Source organism: Campylobacter gracilis (assembly GCF_018374135.1).
GTDB lineage: Bacteria > Campylobacterota > Campylobacteria > Campylobacterales > Campylobacteraceae > Campylobacter_B > Campylobacter_B gracilis_A.
This window is the reverse complement of sequence record NZ_JAHAFS010000009.1, coordinates 23122-38526: the sequence shown is the minus strand read 5'-3', so window position 1 is coordinate 38526 and position 15405 is coordinate 23122. Positions and strand designations below refer to the sequence as shown.

The following is a 15405-nucleotide window of genomic DNA, read 5'->3' as shown; positions in this document are numbered from 1 at the left end:
TCCAGCTAGCAGCAAAGTCGCCCATAAAAATGCGCCCATATAACCGCATCGAACAAAACAGAGACTCGTCTTAGCGCCTCGATACAAGTTTAAATTTAAAAGCCTATGAGCCGCAAATTTTAAACATCCCGCTAAAACATGGGCTCATAAATCTACTAAATTTAAAGCTGCAAAATTTTAAAATTCCTCGACGCCAGCTAGCCGCATAAATTCCGCGCCGAGCGCTTAAATTTAATGATCGCTCTTTAGCCCCGCGCCGCAAAGCGGGATGATGCTATCTCCTTGCAGATCGCGGCTTTCTTTGTAGCGCAGATACGCCGCGTAGGTAGCCGCGGTCGTGTGCTCGACGTAAAATCCTCCGCGCGCAAGAGCCGCTCTGGCAGGCAGTATGTCGCTCTCTCTCGCCAAAATCACCTCGCGCTCGCCCGCGTAGCTAGAGCCGAGAATTTCGGCCGCGCGCATCGGTCTTGCGATCGCGATGCCCTCCGCTAGCGTCGGCTGCGGCTTAATCTCGCGCGCCGCATCTTTAGCGTCAAAAAGCGGAGCGCAACGCTCGCCCTGAACGATGAAAATTTTCGGCAGCGTCTCGATAAGACCGCCCTCATATAGCTCGCCTAGCGCCGCTTGAGCGCCCAGCAGCAGCGTGCCGTTGCCCACGGGGATGAAGATATTGCGCGGCACCCTGCCCAGCTGCTCGTAGATCTCATAAATGTAGCTCTTCGTGCCCTCGTAAAAGATCGGATTATAAACGTGATTGGCGTAATATATCTGCTCCTGCGCGGCCTTTTTGCGGCACGCGTCCGCCGTTTCGTCGCGGCTGCCGTCAAACACCGTGACGTGCGCGCCGTGGCTTTTGATCATATCGATCTTTTTAGGCGACGTGCCCTTCGGGACGTAAATTTCACACTCGATGCCCGCGCGAGCACAGTACGCCGCCACGGCGTTGCCCGCGTTGCCGCTGGAGTCTTGCAGCACCTTTTTCACGCCGATATTTTTGGCATGTAATACCAAAACCGCCGCACCGCGGTCTTTAAACGAAAGCGTAGGCATCGCGTAATCGAGCTTGAGATAGAGATTTTCGCCGAATTTCACGCTCGCCGTAAGCCCCTCGCCCATCGAAATTTCTCTAAATTTAGCTGTGTCGATACCTATAAACCTGCGGTATCTAAAGATGCTAAACTCGCTTTTATCTACGAGCGCGGGGTTAAATTTAGGCGCATCGGAGTTTAGTTTATACAGCCCGCCGCAGTCGCATTTATAACTCAAAGTATCGATGGGCGCGTGCTTACCGCAGCCCGTGCAGATGAAATCGCTCATTTTCGCTCCTACTTTTTCTCTTTGATTTTTGCGACGGCCTCGATCTCTACGAGGCAGCCGAAGTGTAGAGCCGTAGTCGGTACCACGACGCGAGCGGGCTTGTGCGCGCCGAAAAATAGCGCGTACTGCTCGTCGATCACGTCCCAGTTCGCGACGTCAGGCGTATAGACGCGGCACATCCGCACGTCGCTTTTATCCGCGCCCGCGGCGGCCAGGACTGCCGCAACGTTGCTTAGAGCCTGCGCGGTCTGCGCAGCAAGACCCTCCGCGATGGCCCCCGTGCGCGGATCCACGCTTAGCTGCCCCGAGACGTAGAGCATTCCATCGTCGTCTAGGATGCCCGGCGCATAATGCGCCTTTTTCGGCGCGAAACCGCTTGGATAAATTTTTTTCATTTAAGCTCCTTTGCATATAAAATTTTATATAATTTTACTCTAAATTTATTAAAAATATATAAGTATTTCTATAAATTTGCAAAAATTTTAAAATTTAATCTAAATTTATAGATTTTTTTATATAAAATTTCAGGAGCCCGAAATGAATCAACTTTTGCAAGCCTTTATACCGACCGCGCACCTTATTAAAAATACGATCGGCGATTGCGAGGTGGTCATCCACGATATGAGCACGCCGCAAAACTCCGTCGTTTTCGTCCTCGGCGACGTAACGGGCAGAAGGATCGGTCAAAGCTTCGATCATCTGGTAAAGGACGTGTTACTAAGCAAAAATTTTGAAAACGACTGCACCGCAAACTACTACTTCACCGCGCAAAACGGCAAGCTCATACGCTCCTCGACTTCGCTGATCCGCGGCGCAGACGGCAAAGTAGTAGGCGCGCTATGCGTAAATATCGATACTTCAAGCGCCATGGCCGCATACAAAGTAATAAAAAATCTTCTACCGAACGCAAAGCTCGATAGCAAGGAGTTGCAGGGCGCAAATTTTACCGACGGAAGCTGCAATAGCGCGGCATTAGACGGGGCGAGCTTCAATGACGACGTAAATTTAGAAACGCAAAACTCTAACGATTCGCAGCAAAATATCCTTGACATCGTCCAAGACCTTATCGCATCGGCTACGCACGATCTAAATGTGGAGAGGATGAAGAAAGAGGATCGAAAGCGTATCGTAAAATTCCTCGCGCAAAAAGGAATTTTTGAGGTAAAAGGCGCCGTAGAGCTCGTCGCAAAGGCGCTTAGGACGCAGAAAGTCACGATTTACTCGTATATGGATGAGGTAAAAAAGGAGAGCTAACCGCGACGCATAAATTTGATCTCAAATTTAACAAACGTTGCGCGTCTTTTTATCAGCGTAGCCATTGGAGTGGCGCGAATTTAATCTGAATTTGATGAACCGATCAAAAAAAGACGGGATGCGCCGATTCCTCGTTTATACAGCATGTAACGGGATAAAAGCAAAACTCATCTATTACTCGAGCTCGTAGCCCTTCGCGCTTTTTAATTTCTCATCGTAATCGACTCCGTTAGCAATTCGCTTGCGCGAAACATTAAAATCCGTTCGTATCGGGCTTTTGTGCTCGTCAAACTCAAGTGGCACGACACCGATGATATCTGCTAGCAAATGCGCCAAATCATCGCTCATAAAAGGCTTATCTTTCGCCGCAGCTAGCCTCTGCCATAGCTTAGCATGATCGCTCAAAAACTCACGCGAGGCTATAAAAAGCAGCGGGATTTCATAAGTAAAGCGGCTCTCCATACCGTGCCCAAGGCGTCCATTTTCGTATAAATTTTCGCCGTGATCGCTAAGATAGACGATGAGACTGTCATCGCCAGAGAAAATTTTAAAAATTTCATTTATGACGAAATCGTTGTAAAGCACGCTGTTGTCGTAATATGCGACGACATCTTTCTGCTTGGAAGTAAGTTTTGCCTTTACGTCCGCCGCGCTAAACTTGCCAAATCCCTCGGGATAGCGCAGGCTGTAATCCATATGGCTGCCGATGAGATGGATCACGTAGAAATTTCGCTCGCTCTGCCCCTCTTTCGCCTGATTTATGAGTGGAAGCAGCACTCCGTCAGGCTTGATGCGGACGGTTTCATAAAGATTACTCTTTGAGAGGAAGGATTCTGAATCCGCGCGATCGGCAGCGCTTTTAGCGCTTAACGCATGTGCGCCAAAAGCCTCTTGATTGCTGATCCAAAAGGTGCGGTAGCCGCTTAGCTTAAACATATCGATAATGCTAAGGTTGCGAAACCAAGCCCTTTTGCGCTCGCTTTCGTAATCGCTGAAATTTAAAAGCCGCATCAGCACCTGATTAGTCGTGCCGTAAGGTGAGATTGTATCGCTAAATTTTATCAGATTGCCGCTTGCTTCGAGCTTCTCTAAAAGCGGCGTATTTTTAACGCCGTAGCCGTAGAGCGACATATGCCCGCGCTGCAAGCTCTCGCCGATTATTAGGATGATATTTTTGACACGAGACTTTTGCAAGGCAGGGTTTGTAGCGGCCTCAGGGTTTTTAGAATTTGAAATCGCGCTGGGGCTTTGCGGCGTAGAATTTAAAGTCTTGCCTGAGCTTTGCAGCTCATTGCCTGAAGCGAACGTAGAATTTAAATTTGCGCCGTAATTTTGCGCCTGAGCGCTTGATGCGGACGTGGAATTTTCAGACGCGGAATCCAGGGCGGAGCTTTGCGGATCTGAATTTGCGCCGCCTTTTAAAACAGCCTCGTTCGCGCGCTTGGCCTCATCGTATCCGAGCTGCACTTCGCGCATATCGGTAATGAAATTCTTATCGCTTAGATAGTCTTTTATCGTAAAGGCAAACTCCAGCGGGACGTATTGCGATAGCTTGGTTATATAGCCCTGCTTGCCCTGGAAAGCTTTAGCGGCGATATCCGCGCAAAAGATCGTTCCGTAAATGAGATAAATCGCCGCTAACAGCAATCTTAGACCGCTATGCGTTTGCTCCTCCTTTCTCCGCCCCGCTCTTAGCGCTGCAAAGATGCAGCCAAGCAACATCGCTAAATATAAAATCGTCGCAGGGCTAAGAAACTGCGAAACGAACTCGCGCGTCTCGGCTGCGTCGGTATGCACAAGCGCATCGATCGCCACGACATTGAAGCTTGAGTCGAAATTTACGATCAAAAACAAAGCCGCGCTCGCAATCAGCACAATTAGCACCAGTAGCACCAATGAAACGAGCTTGAAAAATCGCCCGCTAAGCAAGTAGCAGAGGTGAAAGATGAGCAAATTTATGATAAATACCACCGGAAAGCTCTCGGCGATGTAGGCAAAGATGGGTCCGTTAATCTGATAATGTATCTTAGCCCAGCATGCGAGCAGGCATAGCGCCGTGCTGAGCCAAAACACCCTCCATACGGGACGTTCGCGCAGTGCGGCAAAAAAGCCGCGGTCAATTTTCATAAGCAAGTGCGCCACGAGCCCGCCCACTTTCGTCCGTGCCATAAGCCAGCCTATATTTGCTAGCGCTACATAAAATTTTTCTCTCATTTTATATTTCCCTGCCTTGTACGAAGAGACGCGACGACGCGCACTTCTACGTAGCGCGACATGTTTTCGCTTTAAAATCAAGGCGCAATCTTAGCCGCTTAAAGCTTTGAGCTTGCTTACTTGCGCGCCTTTACGCTTCAAATTTTACGGCTAAATTTTAAAGATACGGGCGGGAGTTAGAATTGGATGACGGAATTTTGAGGCTAAATTTTAATTGAAAGCGGATCTAAGAGCGAAGCTACAAAACGAGGCTTTAAAAAACAGAAAGTATGAGCTAAAAATTTCGGCTTTTAAAATTTTGCGGCTAGGCTACAAACCGTCGCGATAGATTTTAAAATTTCTAGCGCGATAGGTTTCCTTTGGATAAAATTTATGCATGAAGCGGCTGAGGTAAAATTCCAAGACGCGAGCGATGTAAAATTGTCAAAGACCGATCGCAGGCAAAATTTCGCACCGACAAAGTGAAAAAATTTTAACTAGGCTGAGCCAGCTTTTGCGCGAAATTCTATGCGACGCTTAGCACTTCGACCTTGTCGTCGAAAACCGCCATGCAGTGCTCATAGTGGCTAGTGCGGAGCCCATCCTTGCTTCTCGTGCTCCATTTATCCTCGGCGATGACCGGCGTGCCATCCTTTTGGCAGATCATCGGCTCGATGCAAAAGACCATGCCATTTTTGATTTTGGGGCCTGATTTTGGATTGTTGCCCTCCAGATAGTTTGGGATCTCAGGCTCTTCGTGCGGGTGCTTGCCGATGCCGTGGCCGCAGAAGCCGTATAGCGGCACGAAGCCGCGCGCACGAATAAATTTCTCGATCTCGAAGCTTAGCTCTTTGAAGTGCATCCCTACCCTGATCGTTTTGATGGCAAACTCCAGCGTGTCCTTACTGCATGCGATGAGATCTTCGTCGGCTTTTGAAATTTTACCGACGGGCAGAGTGCGTGCGCTGTCGCCGAAATATCCGTTCAGCTTCGAGCCCAAATCGACGCCTAAGATATCGCCCTCTTGCAAGATCGTTTCGTCTGGGATGCCGTGGATGATGACTTCGTTTAACGAGAGGCAGGCGGCGTTTGGAAAGCCGTATAGCCCTTTAAAGGCAGGATACGCACCCTTGGATGTGATGAAATCATCGATCTTCTTATCGACTTCGAGCAGGCTAAGACCCGGCTTTATGAAAGAAGCTGCGTAATCAAGGGCCTGCGCAACGATCTTGTTCGCTGCACGAAGCCCCTCTAAATCTTTTTTTGTTTTAAGCAAAATCGCCATTTATAGCCCGACCGCGCTTAGGGTCTGATATTTATTCATATAGATCTGCGCTTCGATGCGTCTCATCGTATCAAGAGCGACGGAGACGACGATCAGCACGCTGGTGCCGCCGAAATAAAACGGCACGCCCATAAATTTAACGAGCAGCCACGGGATGACGGTCACGAGGCCGAGATAGATCGATCCCCAAAACGTAAGGCGGCTAGCAACTTCGTTTAAAAAGCTCGCCGTTCCCTCGCCCGGACGAATGCCCGGGATAAATCCGCCCTGCTTCTTTAAATTTTCGCTTATATCTTTTGAATTAAACGCTATCGATGCGTAAAAATACGCAAAAAATATAACCAACACAAAGGTCAAAAAGTTAAAGAAGTAATTGCTGGGGCTAAGGAAATCGTGGATCTTTTGGATGATCGGATTGGTGCTTGCTTGTAAAATTGTAGTCGGAAACATCAAAATCGCGCTTGCAAAAATAGGCGGAATGACGCCGCTTAAATTTAGCTTGATCGGCACGTAATTCATAATGCGCTTATTTTGATTTGCCATCAATACCTTGCGCGAGAACGATACCGGAATTCTACGTTCACCTAGCTCCACATATAAAATTGCTCCGATAGTAGCCAGGATGATTAGCACGATCGCGATTAGCTTTAAAACGTTCATCTCGCCGGTATTTACTAAATTTACGGTACTTCCGATCGCTCTAGGGATAGCGCTTACGATACCTGCAAAGATGATAAGGCTGGTGCCGTTGCCGACGCCGCGCTGCGTAATCTGCTCGCCGATCCACATCAAAAGCATGGTGCCTGCAAGCATCGAAATGCACGAGATGAAAACAAACTCGTTGGTATTTTCGGCCATTATCGCAGGCGCTCCGGTCTGTCCGTGAATGCCCTGCAAGCCAATGCTAACGCCGATGGATTGAACCATAGCGATTGCGATGGTAGCGTATCTGATGATCTGCATATATTTCTGCATGCCGTCGCGCTCTTTTTTGAGCTTGCCTAAATTTGGGAAGGTCGCGGCGAGCAGCTCCATAATGATCGAAGCGGTAATATAAGGCATAATGCCTAGCGAGATAACGCTGAATCGCTCCGCCGCGTTACCGCTAAACATATTAAACATTCCAAAAGCGTTGTTGCTATTGCTTTGAAAAAATTGCTTTATAACCTCAACGTCCACTCCCGGAACCGGCACGTAAGCTAGCAACCTATAGGCAAAAAGAAAGCCCAAAGTAATGAGAATTTTGTTGCGTAGCGATTTATTCATTATTTTTGTCCGCTAAATTTTACGTTCTCGTCTTTGATCTTGCTAGCGAGCGCCTTTGCGCCTACGCCGATCAGCTTGATCTTTTTAACGGAATTTGAAATTTTATGAACGGATTTGATGCTTTCGATCGTGATCTCGCCAAGATCTTTGATAGCTTCGATTTTATCGACATTGATCACGTAAGGCTTTTCAAATTTAGAAGTAAAACCTACCTTTGGAAGCCTTCGCTGAATCGGCTGCTGACCGCCCTCGAAGCCTCTTTTTTCATGAGAGCCGGTGCGCGCGGTCTGACCTTTGCCACCGCGACCAGCAGTTTTACCCAGGCCGCTTCCTTGACCACGACCCAAGCGCTTAGTAGCGTGAGTCGAGCCTGGGGCCTTTTTAAGATTTTCTAATCCCATCTTTTATCCTTGTTAGTGTTTTAACATACTAAGAGCTTTCATCGTAGCTCTTACGACATTTGAGGAGTTGTTCGAACCTAGCGATTTGGTGAGGATATCTTTAACACCCGCAAGCTCTAAAACCGGGCGGACTGAACCGCCAGCGATAACGCCGGTACCTTCGCTCGCCGGCTTAAGTAAAATTTTGCTCGCATTGTATTTAACTTCGATATCGTGAGTGATGGTAGAGCCGTTTAAATTTACCTTGATGATATTTTTAAACGCATCGTCTACCGCTTTTTTGATCGCGTCGGGAACCTCTTTGGACTTACCAAAGCCAAAGCCTACCAAGCCGTTTCTATTGCCTACTACGATAAGAGCCGTAAACCTAAACCTTCTACCGCCTTTAACGACCTTCGTAACCCTACCAATATTGACGATTACCTCTTCGAATTCTTCTCTATTATACTTTTCCACAATCATTCCTTTGGGTTATAGTTTGATGCCGTTTTGGCGTAGCGACTCGGCAAAACTTGCGATTACGCCGTGATACAAATAGCCATTGCGATCGAAAATCGCTTCAGAGATGCCTTTATCTTTCAACTTAGAGGCTAAATCTTTAGCTAAGCTAGCCGCACCCTCTTTGTTCGCCTTTAAATTTAAAACCTTACCGCTGCTGGCGCACAAAGTCGCGCTCGCCGCGTCGTCAATAGCCTGAGCGTAAACTGTCCTATTGGATTTGAAAATAGAAATTCTAGGGCAAGATGCGACGCCTGAAATTTTAGCGCGAATTCTTCTTTTTCTCTTGATTCGTAAAGAGATCTTTCTTTTTAATACGTTCTGTGTCATTTCTCAACCCTTATTTCTTAGCTGTTTTTCCGGCTTTGCGGATGATATGCTCTTCAAGATACTTGATGCCTTTACCCTTATACGGCTCAGGCGGTCTGAATCCTCTGATCTCGGCTGCCACTTGACCTACTTGCTGCTTGTCGTCGCCTTTGATGGTTACGACGTTTTTATCTACGGAAATTTCGATTCCTTTTGGAGATTCAAAATTTATCGGATGCGAAAAGCCCAAATTTAACTCAAGTACCCTGCCCTTCATCGCAGCCCTGTAGCCGACGCCGTTGATTTCAAGCTGTTTTGAAAAGCCCTCGGTAAGACCAAGGACGATATTGTTGGCTAAAGCGCGGTATGTTCCCCAATACGCCCTACTCTGTCTATCCTCGCCCTTAGGTGAGAATTCTATCTTTCCGTCTTCGATTTTTACATCGACATGACCTTTTAAATCAAGCTCTTTTTCGTTATTCGATTTTTTAAATTTTAACGACGAGCCGTCAATCTTGACCTCAACTCCGCTCGGAATAGAGATCGGTTTTTTACCAATTCTTGACATAATTTTCCTTTTTATTTGTCTAGGGTATGTCTACTTTTACGAATGGATACCACAATGCCATAAAAAGTAGAAACTTCTTACCAGATCGTGCAAAGCACTTCGCCGCCGACGCCCGCTTTGTGCGCGTCGATACCGCTCATAACGCCTTTGCTTGTGCTAACGACGACGGTTCCGTAGCCGTTTTTGAAGCGCTTGATCTCGTCTTTGCCTTGATATACGCGGCGACCCGGAGTCGAAATTCTTTTAACTTCGTTTATCACGCTCCTGCCCTTTTCGTCGTATTTAAGCACTACGTTGATGATCTTTTTATTGTTTTCCTCCACTACGTTGTAGCTCTCGATATAGCCCTTCTCGGCTAAAATTTTAAGCATAGCCTCAACGACGTTTGAGTGAAAAAGCTTAGTCGTATCCAGCCTTCGCATCGCAGCATTTCTAATGCGAGTTAGTCCATCTGAAATAAGATCGTTAATCATCTCTTCTCCTTACCAGCTTGCTTTTTTTAGACCCGGGATTAAGCCCTCGTTTGCCATCTTGCGAAGGCAAACGCGACAAATTCCAAAATCCTTATAAACGGAGTGCGGACGACCGCAAATTTGACATCTAGTATATGCGCGAGTGCTAAATTTAGCGGGGCGTTTCGCCTTGGCTACCATTGATTTTTTTGCCATATCATTTTCCTTTTGCAAAAGGCATGCCGAATAGCTCTAGCAATTTAAATGCCTCTTTATCGTTATTTGTAGTCGTTACAACGGTTATATTCATACCGTGAGTTCTTAAAATTTGATCGTATTCGACCTCTGGGAACATCAGCTGCTCTTGCAAACCGAAGTTATAATTGCCGCGTCCGTCAAAGCCCGTTCTAGGTAGTCCTCGGAAATCCTTAACTCTAGGAAGCGCGATAGAGATCAGTTTGTCTAGGAAGGCAAACATCTGCTCTTTTCGTAACGTAACCATTATGCCTACCGGGAAACCTTCGCGCACTTTAAAGCCGGCAACCGATTTTTTTGCATTGACGATAAGCGCTTTTTGGCCTGCGATCAGCGAGATAGTATCGGCCATATTTTGAAGCACTTTTTGATCTTTGCTCGATTCGCCCGTTCCTACGCTGATAACGATCTTTTCAAGCGCCGGGATAAGCATAGGATTTTTTATATCAAATTCTTTCTGCAAAGCAGCTCTGATGGAATTAGCGTATTTATCTTTTAGTCTGCTCATAATCAACCCTCTACCAACGCAACGTTTGAAATATCCATAGGCATCTCTTTGCTTGTAAAGCCGCCTTGCGGATTTTGCTCGGTTGGTTTGATAGCCTTTTTAGCCATTTTACAACCCTCGACGATAACTTGAGCTTTTTTAGGAAAGACGGCCTTAACAGTGCCTGTTTTGCCCTTATCGTCACCTGCGATGATCTTTACTTGATCGCCCTTTTTAATCTTAAATTTTACTGCCATTATAAAACCTCCGGAGCCAGCGAAACGATCTTCATAAAACCGCCGTATCTGACCTCTCTACCGATAGGACCGAAAATACGAGTGCCGATCGGCTCTTTTTTTGAATCCAAAATAACGGCTGCGTTCTCATCGAATCTAATTAGTGAGCCGTTGCCTCTGTGCAACTCTTTAGTCGTACGAACGACTACGGCTTTTACTACTTGACCGCGCTTAATCTTGCCGTTAGGGAGCGCTTTTTTTACAGAGCAAACGATGATATCGCCGATTGTAGCGTATCTTCTTTTGCTGCCGCCCAAAACTTTAATACACATAAGTTCTTTTGCGCCGCTATTATCAGCTACCGCAAGTCTGGTAAAACTCTGTATCATTATTCAACTCCTGTTTTCAAAACCGCTTTTAAGCGAAACGACTTTCTAGCGCTTAGCGGTCTGCACTCGATCGCAGATATGGTGTCACCAATCTTTACGATGTTGTTTTCATCGTGGATCAGATATTTTTTAAATCTTTTTACGATCTTTCTATATCTAGGGTGCATAACCCTTCGCTCTACCAAAACGGTAGCTGTTTTATCGCCTGCCTTCTTTACGACTACGCCTTGAATTTCTCTTTTAAATGCCATAACCTATCCTTATTTCGCTTTAATAGCGGTGTTGATTCTAGCGATATCTTTTTTGATAGCGCGAATCTCGTTAGGATTGCTTAGCTGCATAGTTTTTAGCTTTTGTCTAGCCGTAAATAAAAGCAACTTATTTTGTTTCAACATAGAATTTAGCTCAGCTAAATCTTTATCTTTCAAATCAGTATATTTCATTTTCGCTTTCCCTACTTACGATTTTCGTTTTAAAAGGTAGTTTATGAATTGAAAGCATAAGCGCCTCTTTAGCAACCTCTTCGCTAACGCCGGTCATCTCGAAAATGATCCTGCCCGGTTTTATATTCATTACCCACTCTTCTACGCCGCTCTTACCTTTACCCATACGAGTTTGTAGAGGCTTTTTGGTAAGCGGCTTGTCTGGGAATACCTTAATCCAAATTTTAGCTTGACGATTTACGAAGCGCGTCATCGCGACACGAGCCGCTTCGATCTGGCGAGAATTTACCCTACCCGCCTCTACCGCTTTGATACCGAAATCGCCGAACGTCAAGGAATTTCCTCTCGTCGCGTAGCCGCGATTGCGACCTTTCATCATCTTACGGTATTTTGTTCTTTTTGGCATCAACATAACTATTTACCTCTTCTTGGTCTGCGTGTTTTTTTAGGCGCATCGTCGGTTTTTTCAGCCTGGATGCCTTTTTGTAAAATTTCACCCTTAAAGATCCAAACCTTAATGCCGATATTACCGTAGGTCGTATGCGCTTCGGCAAAGCCATAATCGATCCTAGCCCTTAGAGTATGAAGCGGAACGCGTCCCTCCAAATACCATTCAGTTCTAGCCATCTCCGCACCGCCCAAGCGACCTGCGACGCAAATTTTAATTCCCTTTGCACCTGCTTTTTGAGCGCCTTGGATGACCTTCTTCATAGCGCGGCGGAATGCAACGCGGCGCTCTAGCTGCATGGCTACGTTTTCTGCAGCCAAAAGTGCGTTCGAGCCTACTTTGCGCTCCTCTTTGATATTAATGGCTATGTCTTTATTGACTAGCTTAACGACTTCGCTTCTTAAATTTTCGACCTCGCCGCCTTTTTTGCCGATGATAATACCCGGTCTTGCGGCTACGATCGTTACGCGAATTTTCTTAGCCGTTCTTTCGATAAGAATTTGACTAATTCCCGCATAGTAAAGCTTGGCTTTTAAAAATTTGCGAATCTTGTAATCCTCGCCGATACTCTCGGAAAGCGTCGCTTTAGAAGGGAACCATCTAGACTCCCAATTTCGATTAATTCCTAATCTTAAACCGATCGGATTTACTTTCTGTCCCATTTACGCTTCCTTCTTACTTGGTTTTGCTACTTCGACGATGATGTGCGAAGTAGGCTTGCGGATACGGCTAGCCGTACCTCTGGCGCGCGGACGAAATCTCTTAAGTACGGGACCCGCATCCACTCGGCAGCTGGTAACTACGACCTCTTCAGGCTCAAAGCCGCCGTTTGCGACCGCGCTTGAAATCGCCGTAGCGATATATTTCGCGCCGCGATTAGGCGTAAATTCTAAAGTAGCAAGGGCAAATTCCGCATTCATGCCTTGAATTTGCTTCGCGATAAGTCTTGCTTTTGTCGGCGAAAGACGAACAAATTTAATAGTTGATTTACTCATATTCTATCCTTACTTGCCGATCTTTTTCTGCACGGAGCCTTTGTGGCCCTTGAAAGTGCGCGTAGGAGCGAACTCGCCTAATTTATAACCGATATGATGCTCGGTGACGTAAACTGGAATAAAATTCTTTCCGTTATGAACGTTAAACGTAAGTCCGATCATCTCAGGCACGATCGTGCTTCGTCTCGACCAAGTCTTGATCGGTTTGTTATCGCCGGCTTTCTTTGCCGCAACGACTTTTTTCATTACGTGATCATCTACGAAAGGACCTTTTTTTAGCGATCTAGCCATTTTTATTTTCCTTTCCTTCTTGAAATTATAAGCTTATCGCTCGCTTTTTTATGGCGAGTTTTATAGCCCTTTGTCGGTTTGCCCCACGGAGTTACTGGATGGCGACCGGAGTTTTTCTTACCCTCGCCACCGCCGTGCGGGTGATCGACCGGGTTCATCGCAGAACCTCTGGTTTGAGGGCGGATACCTCTGTGGCGGTTGCGTCCGGCTTTACCGATGACGACGTTTGCCCACTCTTCGTTACCCACTACGCCGATACTGGCCATGCACTCTGCAAGCACTCTTCTCATCTCGCCGCTAGGCAGACGTAAAATGACGTATTTTTCCTCTTTACCCATAAGCTGAGCATAGCCTCCTGCGCTACGTGCCATTTGAGCACCTTTGCCAGGTTTTAACTCAATATTGTGCAGGATAGTTCCCACAGGGATGTTTTTCATCTTCATAGCATTGCCGGGTTTAATATCTAACCCGCCCTCGGCAGCGGCTACTACGTCACCTACTTTAAGATCGTTAGGCTTGATAATGTAGCGCTTCTCGCCGTCTGCGTATGAGATCAATGCGATACGGCAGTTGCGATTCGGATCGTATTCGATCGCCTCGACCTTGCCAGGAATGCCGAATTTATTTCGCTTAAAATCGATAATTCTATAAAGTTTAGCTGCTCCGGCTTGTTTATGGCGACTGGTAATGCGGCCGTTGTTGTTTCTTCCGGCTGCGGCAGGAATTTTAACAAGCAAGCCTCTAACGCTAGCTTTTGCAGTGATATCCTCGCTGCTAAGCCCTGTCATAAATCTTCTACTTGGAGTATACGGTTTATAAGTTTTAATCGCCATTTTACGCCTCCACGCTTTCTAGGCTTGCGCCCTCAGGTAGTTTGACGTAGAATTTTTTCACATCATTTCTAGCACCAGTTCTGCCTTTAAATCTTTTTACTTTGCCGTCTTGTCTTAAAGAATTTATCTTTAGCGGAGTGATCCCGAAATAGTTCTTCAAAACGCTCTTTAGTCCGTTTTTCGTAACCGACGGGCTAGTTTGGATAACGACCACGCCGTTTTCTTGAAGACCGAGAGACTTTTCCGTATAAAGGATCGTTTTGATATCTGTTATATCTGCCATTTTAGTCCTCTTTCACTATTGATTCAAATGCCGCTTTTTCGAATACGACCGAGCCGTAAACTGCGATTAGGTAAGCATTGACCTCGCTTGCATCGATGACATAGCAATTTTTTAGATTTCTATAGGCCAAAAGAGTTTGTGCATCCAGCTCGTTTTTAACGATTAGCGCATCTCTAACGCCCAGTTTCTTAATAAAATTTGCCGCGTCTTTAGTCTTGCCGCTTTTTAGCTCCAAATCGTCGAAGATAAAAATTTTACTCTCGTTTGCTTTCTCATTGATAGCAAATTCTAGCGCAAGGCGTTTTTGCTTTTTATTGACTTTCTGCTCGTAATTTCGCTCGTTAGTTGGACCGAATGCGACCGCGCCGCCCACCCAGACATTGGTTCTGGTTGAGCCCGCACGTGCGCCACCGCGACCCTTTTGTCGCCATGGTTTTTTGCCGCCGCCACTAACCTCGGCACGAGTTTTAGCGTTAGCCGTGTTTGCGCGAAGCGAAGCAAGGTAAGATTTGACGTATAAATATAGATTGTGCGAATTGACTTCCGAAAATTTCGCAGGGATTTCAATTTCGCTTGCTTTTTCCAGTTTTTCGTTAAGCACGCTTACTTTACTCATTTTACTATCCTTATTCTGCCCATTGCGCCGTTAAATCCAGGAACCGAGCCTTTAAGCACCAAAATTTTATTCTCGGCATCAAAGCTTACGACTTCGTTTTTAGCGGTGATCGTTTCATTTCCAGTGTGTCCCGCCATCCTCATACCAGGCTGAACGCGACCTGGCCACTCGCAGTTGCCGATCGAGCCCGGTCTTCGGTGAAAGCGGCTACCATGCGCCGTAGGACCGCCCGCAAAGCCATGGCGCTTAATAACGCCCTGATAGCCTTTACCCTTGGATTTAAAGCTTACTTTGACGATCTTGGCTTCGCTCAAAACATCTAAATTTTGATCGCCGAGTTCAGCATTTTCTAAGCTTAGCGTCGCAAATTTATTAAATTCCTTGCTTAGGCTATATTTCTTTTGAATGCCGGCGATAGCTTTATTATACGCTTTGCCCTCTGCATAGGCTACGATAGCTTTTTTCTCATCGCAAACTTCGCAAATTTTGGTATTGATAAGTCGCAAAAGCGTCACGGGCGTGCTGCTCGTGTCGATCGTCCTACTCATACCTATTTTTTCTACAATATATTCCATCTTTTTACCCC

Annotated in this window: 24 protein-coding genes and 1 pseudogene; 1 reads left to right on the top strand and 24 read right to left on the bottom strand. The window is 46.4% G+C overall.

All coding sequences use genetic code 11. The features are described from left to right. Positions 1 to 231: 231 nt before the first annotated feature. Both KH703_RS05480 and KH703_RS05475 read right to left on the bottom strand, forming a co-directional pair. Positions 232 to 1317 (bottom strand): threonine synthase, encoded by a 1086-nt coding sequence (locus KH703_RS05480; RefSeq protein ID WP_304294780.1) that lies wholly within the window; start codon positions 1315 to 1317, stop codon positions 232 to 234. Between the two features lie 8 nt (positions 1318 to 1325). Next, positions 1326 to 1712, bottom strand: coding sequence for a RidA family protein (locus KH703_RS05475; protein ID WP_304294778.1), 387 nt, complete (start codon positions 1710 to 1712; stop codon positions 1326 to 1328). A 142-nt stretch (positions 1713 to 1854) separates the two neighbouring features. Here KH703_RS05475 and KH703_RS05470 point away from each other — a divergent pair, with 142 nt between their 5' ends. After that, complete coding sequence (locus KH703_RS05470) at positions 1855 to 2571, top strand: transcriptional regulator (RefSeq protein WP_304294776.1); 717 nt, start codon at positions 1855 to 1857, stop codon at positions 2569 to 2571. Positions 2572 to 2745: 174 nt separating this feature from the next. On the opposite strand, the gene KH703_RS05465 is transcribed toward KH703_RS05470, so the two are convergent. From KH703_RS05465 to rplC, 22 genes and pseudogenes are all read right to left on the bottom strand, one after another. Continuing rightward, complete coding sequence (locus KH703_RS05465) at positions 2746 to 4785, bottom strand: sulfatase-like hydrolase/transferase (protein ID WP_304294775.1); 2040 nt, start codon at positions 4783 to 4785, stop codon at positions 2746 to 2748. A gap of 505 nt (positions 4786 to 5290) precedes the next feature. After that, the gene (map, locus tag KH703_RS05460) at positions 5291 to 6049 is read right to left on the bottom strand and encodes a type I methionyl aminopeptidase (protein ID WP_005868981.1); all 759 of its coding nucleotides are present in this window, start codon (positions 6047 to 6049) and stop codon (positions 5291 to 5293) included. After that, positions 6050 to 7315 (bottom strand): preprotein translocase subunit SecY, encoded by a 1266-nt coding sequence (secY, locus tag KH703_RS05455; RefSeq protein ID WP_297944103.1) that lies wholly within the window; start codon positions 7313 to 7315, stop codon positions 6050 to 6052. It abuts the gene before it with no gap. Next, positions 7315 to 7716 carry a 50S ribosomal protein L15 gene (gene rplO / locus KH703_RS05450; RefSeq protein ID WP_297923263.1) on the bottom strand — a complete coding sequence of 134 codons (402 nt, stop codon included), beginning with the start codon at positions 7714 to 7716 and terminating at the stop codon, positions 7315 to 7317. Before rplO ends, secY begins: the two co-directional genes overlap by 1 nt. Positions 7717 to 7728: 12 nt before the next feature. Further along, positions 7729 to 8172 carry a 30S ribosomal protein S5 gene (rpsE, locus tag KH703_RS05445; RefSeq protein ID WP_005868986.1) on the bottom strand — a complete coding sequence of 148 codons (444 nt, stop codon included), beginning with the start codon at positions 8170 to 8172 and terminating at the stop codon, positions 7729 to 7731. A 15-nt stretch (positions 8173 to 8187) separates the two neighbouring features. Next, the gene (rplR, locus tag KH703_RS05440; RefSeq protein ID WP_005868987.1) at positions 8188 to 8544 is read right to left on the bottom strand and encodes a 50S ribosomal protein L18; all 357 of its coding nucleotides are present in this window, start codon (positions 8542 to 8544) and stop codon (positions 8188 to 8190) included. A 10-nt stretch (positions 8545 to 8554) separates the two neighbouring features. Next, complete coding sequence (gene rplF, locus KH703_RS05435; protein ID WP_304294774.1) at positions 8555 to 9091, bottom strand: 50S ribosomal protein L6; 537 nt, start codon at positions 9089 to 9091, stop codon at positions 8555 to 8557. A gap of 77 nt (positions 9092 to 9168) precedes the next feature. Then, positions 9169 to 9564, bottom strand: a complete 396-nt coding sequence (gene rpsH, locus KH703_RS05430; protein ID WP_005868989.1) for a 30S ribosomal protein S8 — start codon at positions 9562 to 9564, stop codon at positions 9169 to 9171. 9 nt (positions 9565 to 9573) lie between these two features. Next, on the bottom strand, positions 9574 to 9759 hold the full coding sequence (locus KH703_RS05425) for a type Z 30S ribosomal protein S14 (RefSeq protein WP_005868990.1): 186 nt from the start codon (positions 9757 to 9759) through the stop codon (positions 9574 to 9576). Between the two features lies 1 nt (position 9760). After that, positions 9761 to 10306, bottom strand: coding sequence for a 50S ribosomal protein L5 (gene rplE, locus KH703_RS05420; protein ID WP_291938590.1), 546 nt, complete (start codon positions 10304 to 10306; stop codon positions 9761 to 9763). A gap of 2 nt (positions 10307 to 10308) precedes the next feature. Then, complete coding sequence (gene rplX / locus KH703_RS05415) at positions 10309 to 10542, bottom strand: 50S ribosomal protein L24 (RefSeq protein WP_005868992.1); 234 nt, start codon at positions 10540 to 10542, stop codon at positions 10309 to 10311. Beyond that, positions 10542 to 10910, bottom strand: a complete 369-nt coding sequence (gene rplN / locus KH703_RS05410; RefSeq protein ID WP_005868993.1) for a 50S ribosomal protein L14 — start codon at positions 10908 to 10910, stop codon at positions 10542 to 10544. Before rplN ends, rplX begins: the two co-directional genes overlap by 1 nt. Next, positions 10910 to 11161, bottom strand: coding sequence for a 30S ribosomal protein S17 (rpsQ, locus tag KH703_RS05405; protein ID WP_295150651.1), 252 nt, complete (start codon positions 11159 to 11161; stop codon positions 10910 to 10912). Before rpsQ ends, rplN begins: the two co-directional genes overlap by 1 nt. A 9-nt stretch (positions 11162 to 11170) precedes the next feature. Beyond that, positions 11171 to 11353, bottom strand: coding sequence for a 50S ribosomal protein L29 (rpmC, locus tag KH703_RS05400; RefSeq protein WP_304294773.1), 183 nt, complete (start codon positions 11351 to 11353; stop codon positions 11171 to 11173). Beyond that, a complete protein-coding gene (gene rplP / locus KH703_RS05395) occupies positions 11340 to 11765 on the bottom strand; it encodes a 50S ribosomal protein L16 (protein WP_005868996.1) in 426 nt (141 codons plus the stop codon). Before rplP ends, rpmC begins: the two co-directional genes overlap by 14 nt. A 2-nt stretch (positions 11766 to 11767) precedes the next feature. Next, positions 11768 to 12463, bottom strand: a complete 696-nt coding sequence (rpsC, locus tag KH703_RS05390) for a 30S ribosomal protein S3 (protein ID WP_005868997.1) — start codon at positions 12461 to 12463, stop codon at positions 11768 to 11770. A 21-nt stretch (positions 12464 to 12484) separates the two neighbouring features. Further along, positions 12485 to 12796 (bottom strand): annotated as a pseudogene (gene rplV, locus KH703_RS05385) (50S ribosomal protein L22); the annotation flags it as partial. 9 nt (positions 12797 to 12805) lie between these two features. Beyond that, complete coding sequence (gene rpsS, locus KH703_RS05380; RefSeq protein ID WP_005869002.1) at positions 12806 to 13087, bottom strand: 30S ribosomal protein S19; 282 nt, start codon at positions 13085 to 13087, stop codon at positions 12806 to 12808. A gap of 2 nt (positions 13088 to 13089) precedes the next feature. Continuing rightward, on the bottom strand, positions 13090 to 13920 hold the full coding sequence (rplB, locus tag KH703_RS05375; RefSeq protein ID WP_304294772.1) for a 50S ribosomal protein L2: 831 nt from the start codon (positions 13918 to 13920) through the stop codon (positions 13090 to 13092). Position 13921: 1 nt separating this feature from the next. Continuing rightward, entirely contained in the window at positions 13922 to 14203 is a 282-nt protein-coding gene (locus KH703_RS05370) for a 50S ribosomal protein L23 (RefSeq protein ID WP_297960294.1), read from the bottom strand. Position 14204: 1 nt separating this feature from the next. After that, positions 14205 to 14819, bottom strand: a complete 615-nt coding sequence (gene rplD / locus KH703_RS05365; RefSeq protein ID WP_304294771.1) for a 50S ribosomal protein L4 — start codon at positions 14817 to 14819, stop codon at positions 14205 to 14207. Then, positions 14816 to 15394 carry a 50S ribosomal protein L3 gene (gene rplC, locus KH703_RS05360; protein WP_304294770.1) on the bottom strand — a complete coding sequence of 193 codons (579 nt, stop codon included), beginning with the start codon at positions 15392 to 15394 and terminating at the stop codon, positions 14816 to 14818. Before rplC ends, rplD begins: the two co-directional genes overlap by 4 nt. Between the last annotated feature and the right edge of the window lie 11 nt (positions 15395 to 15405).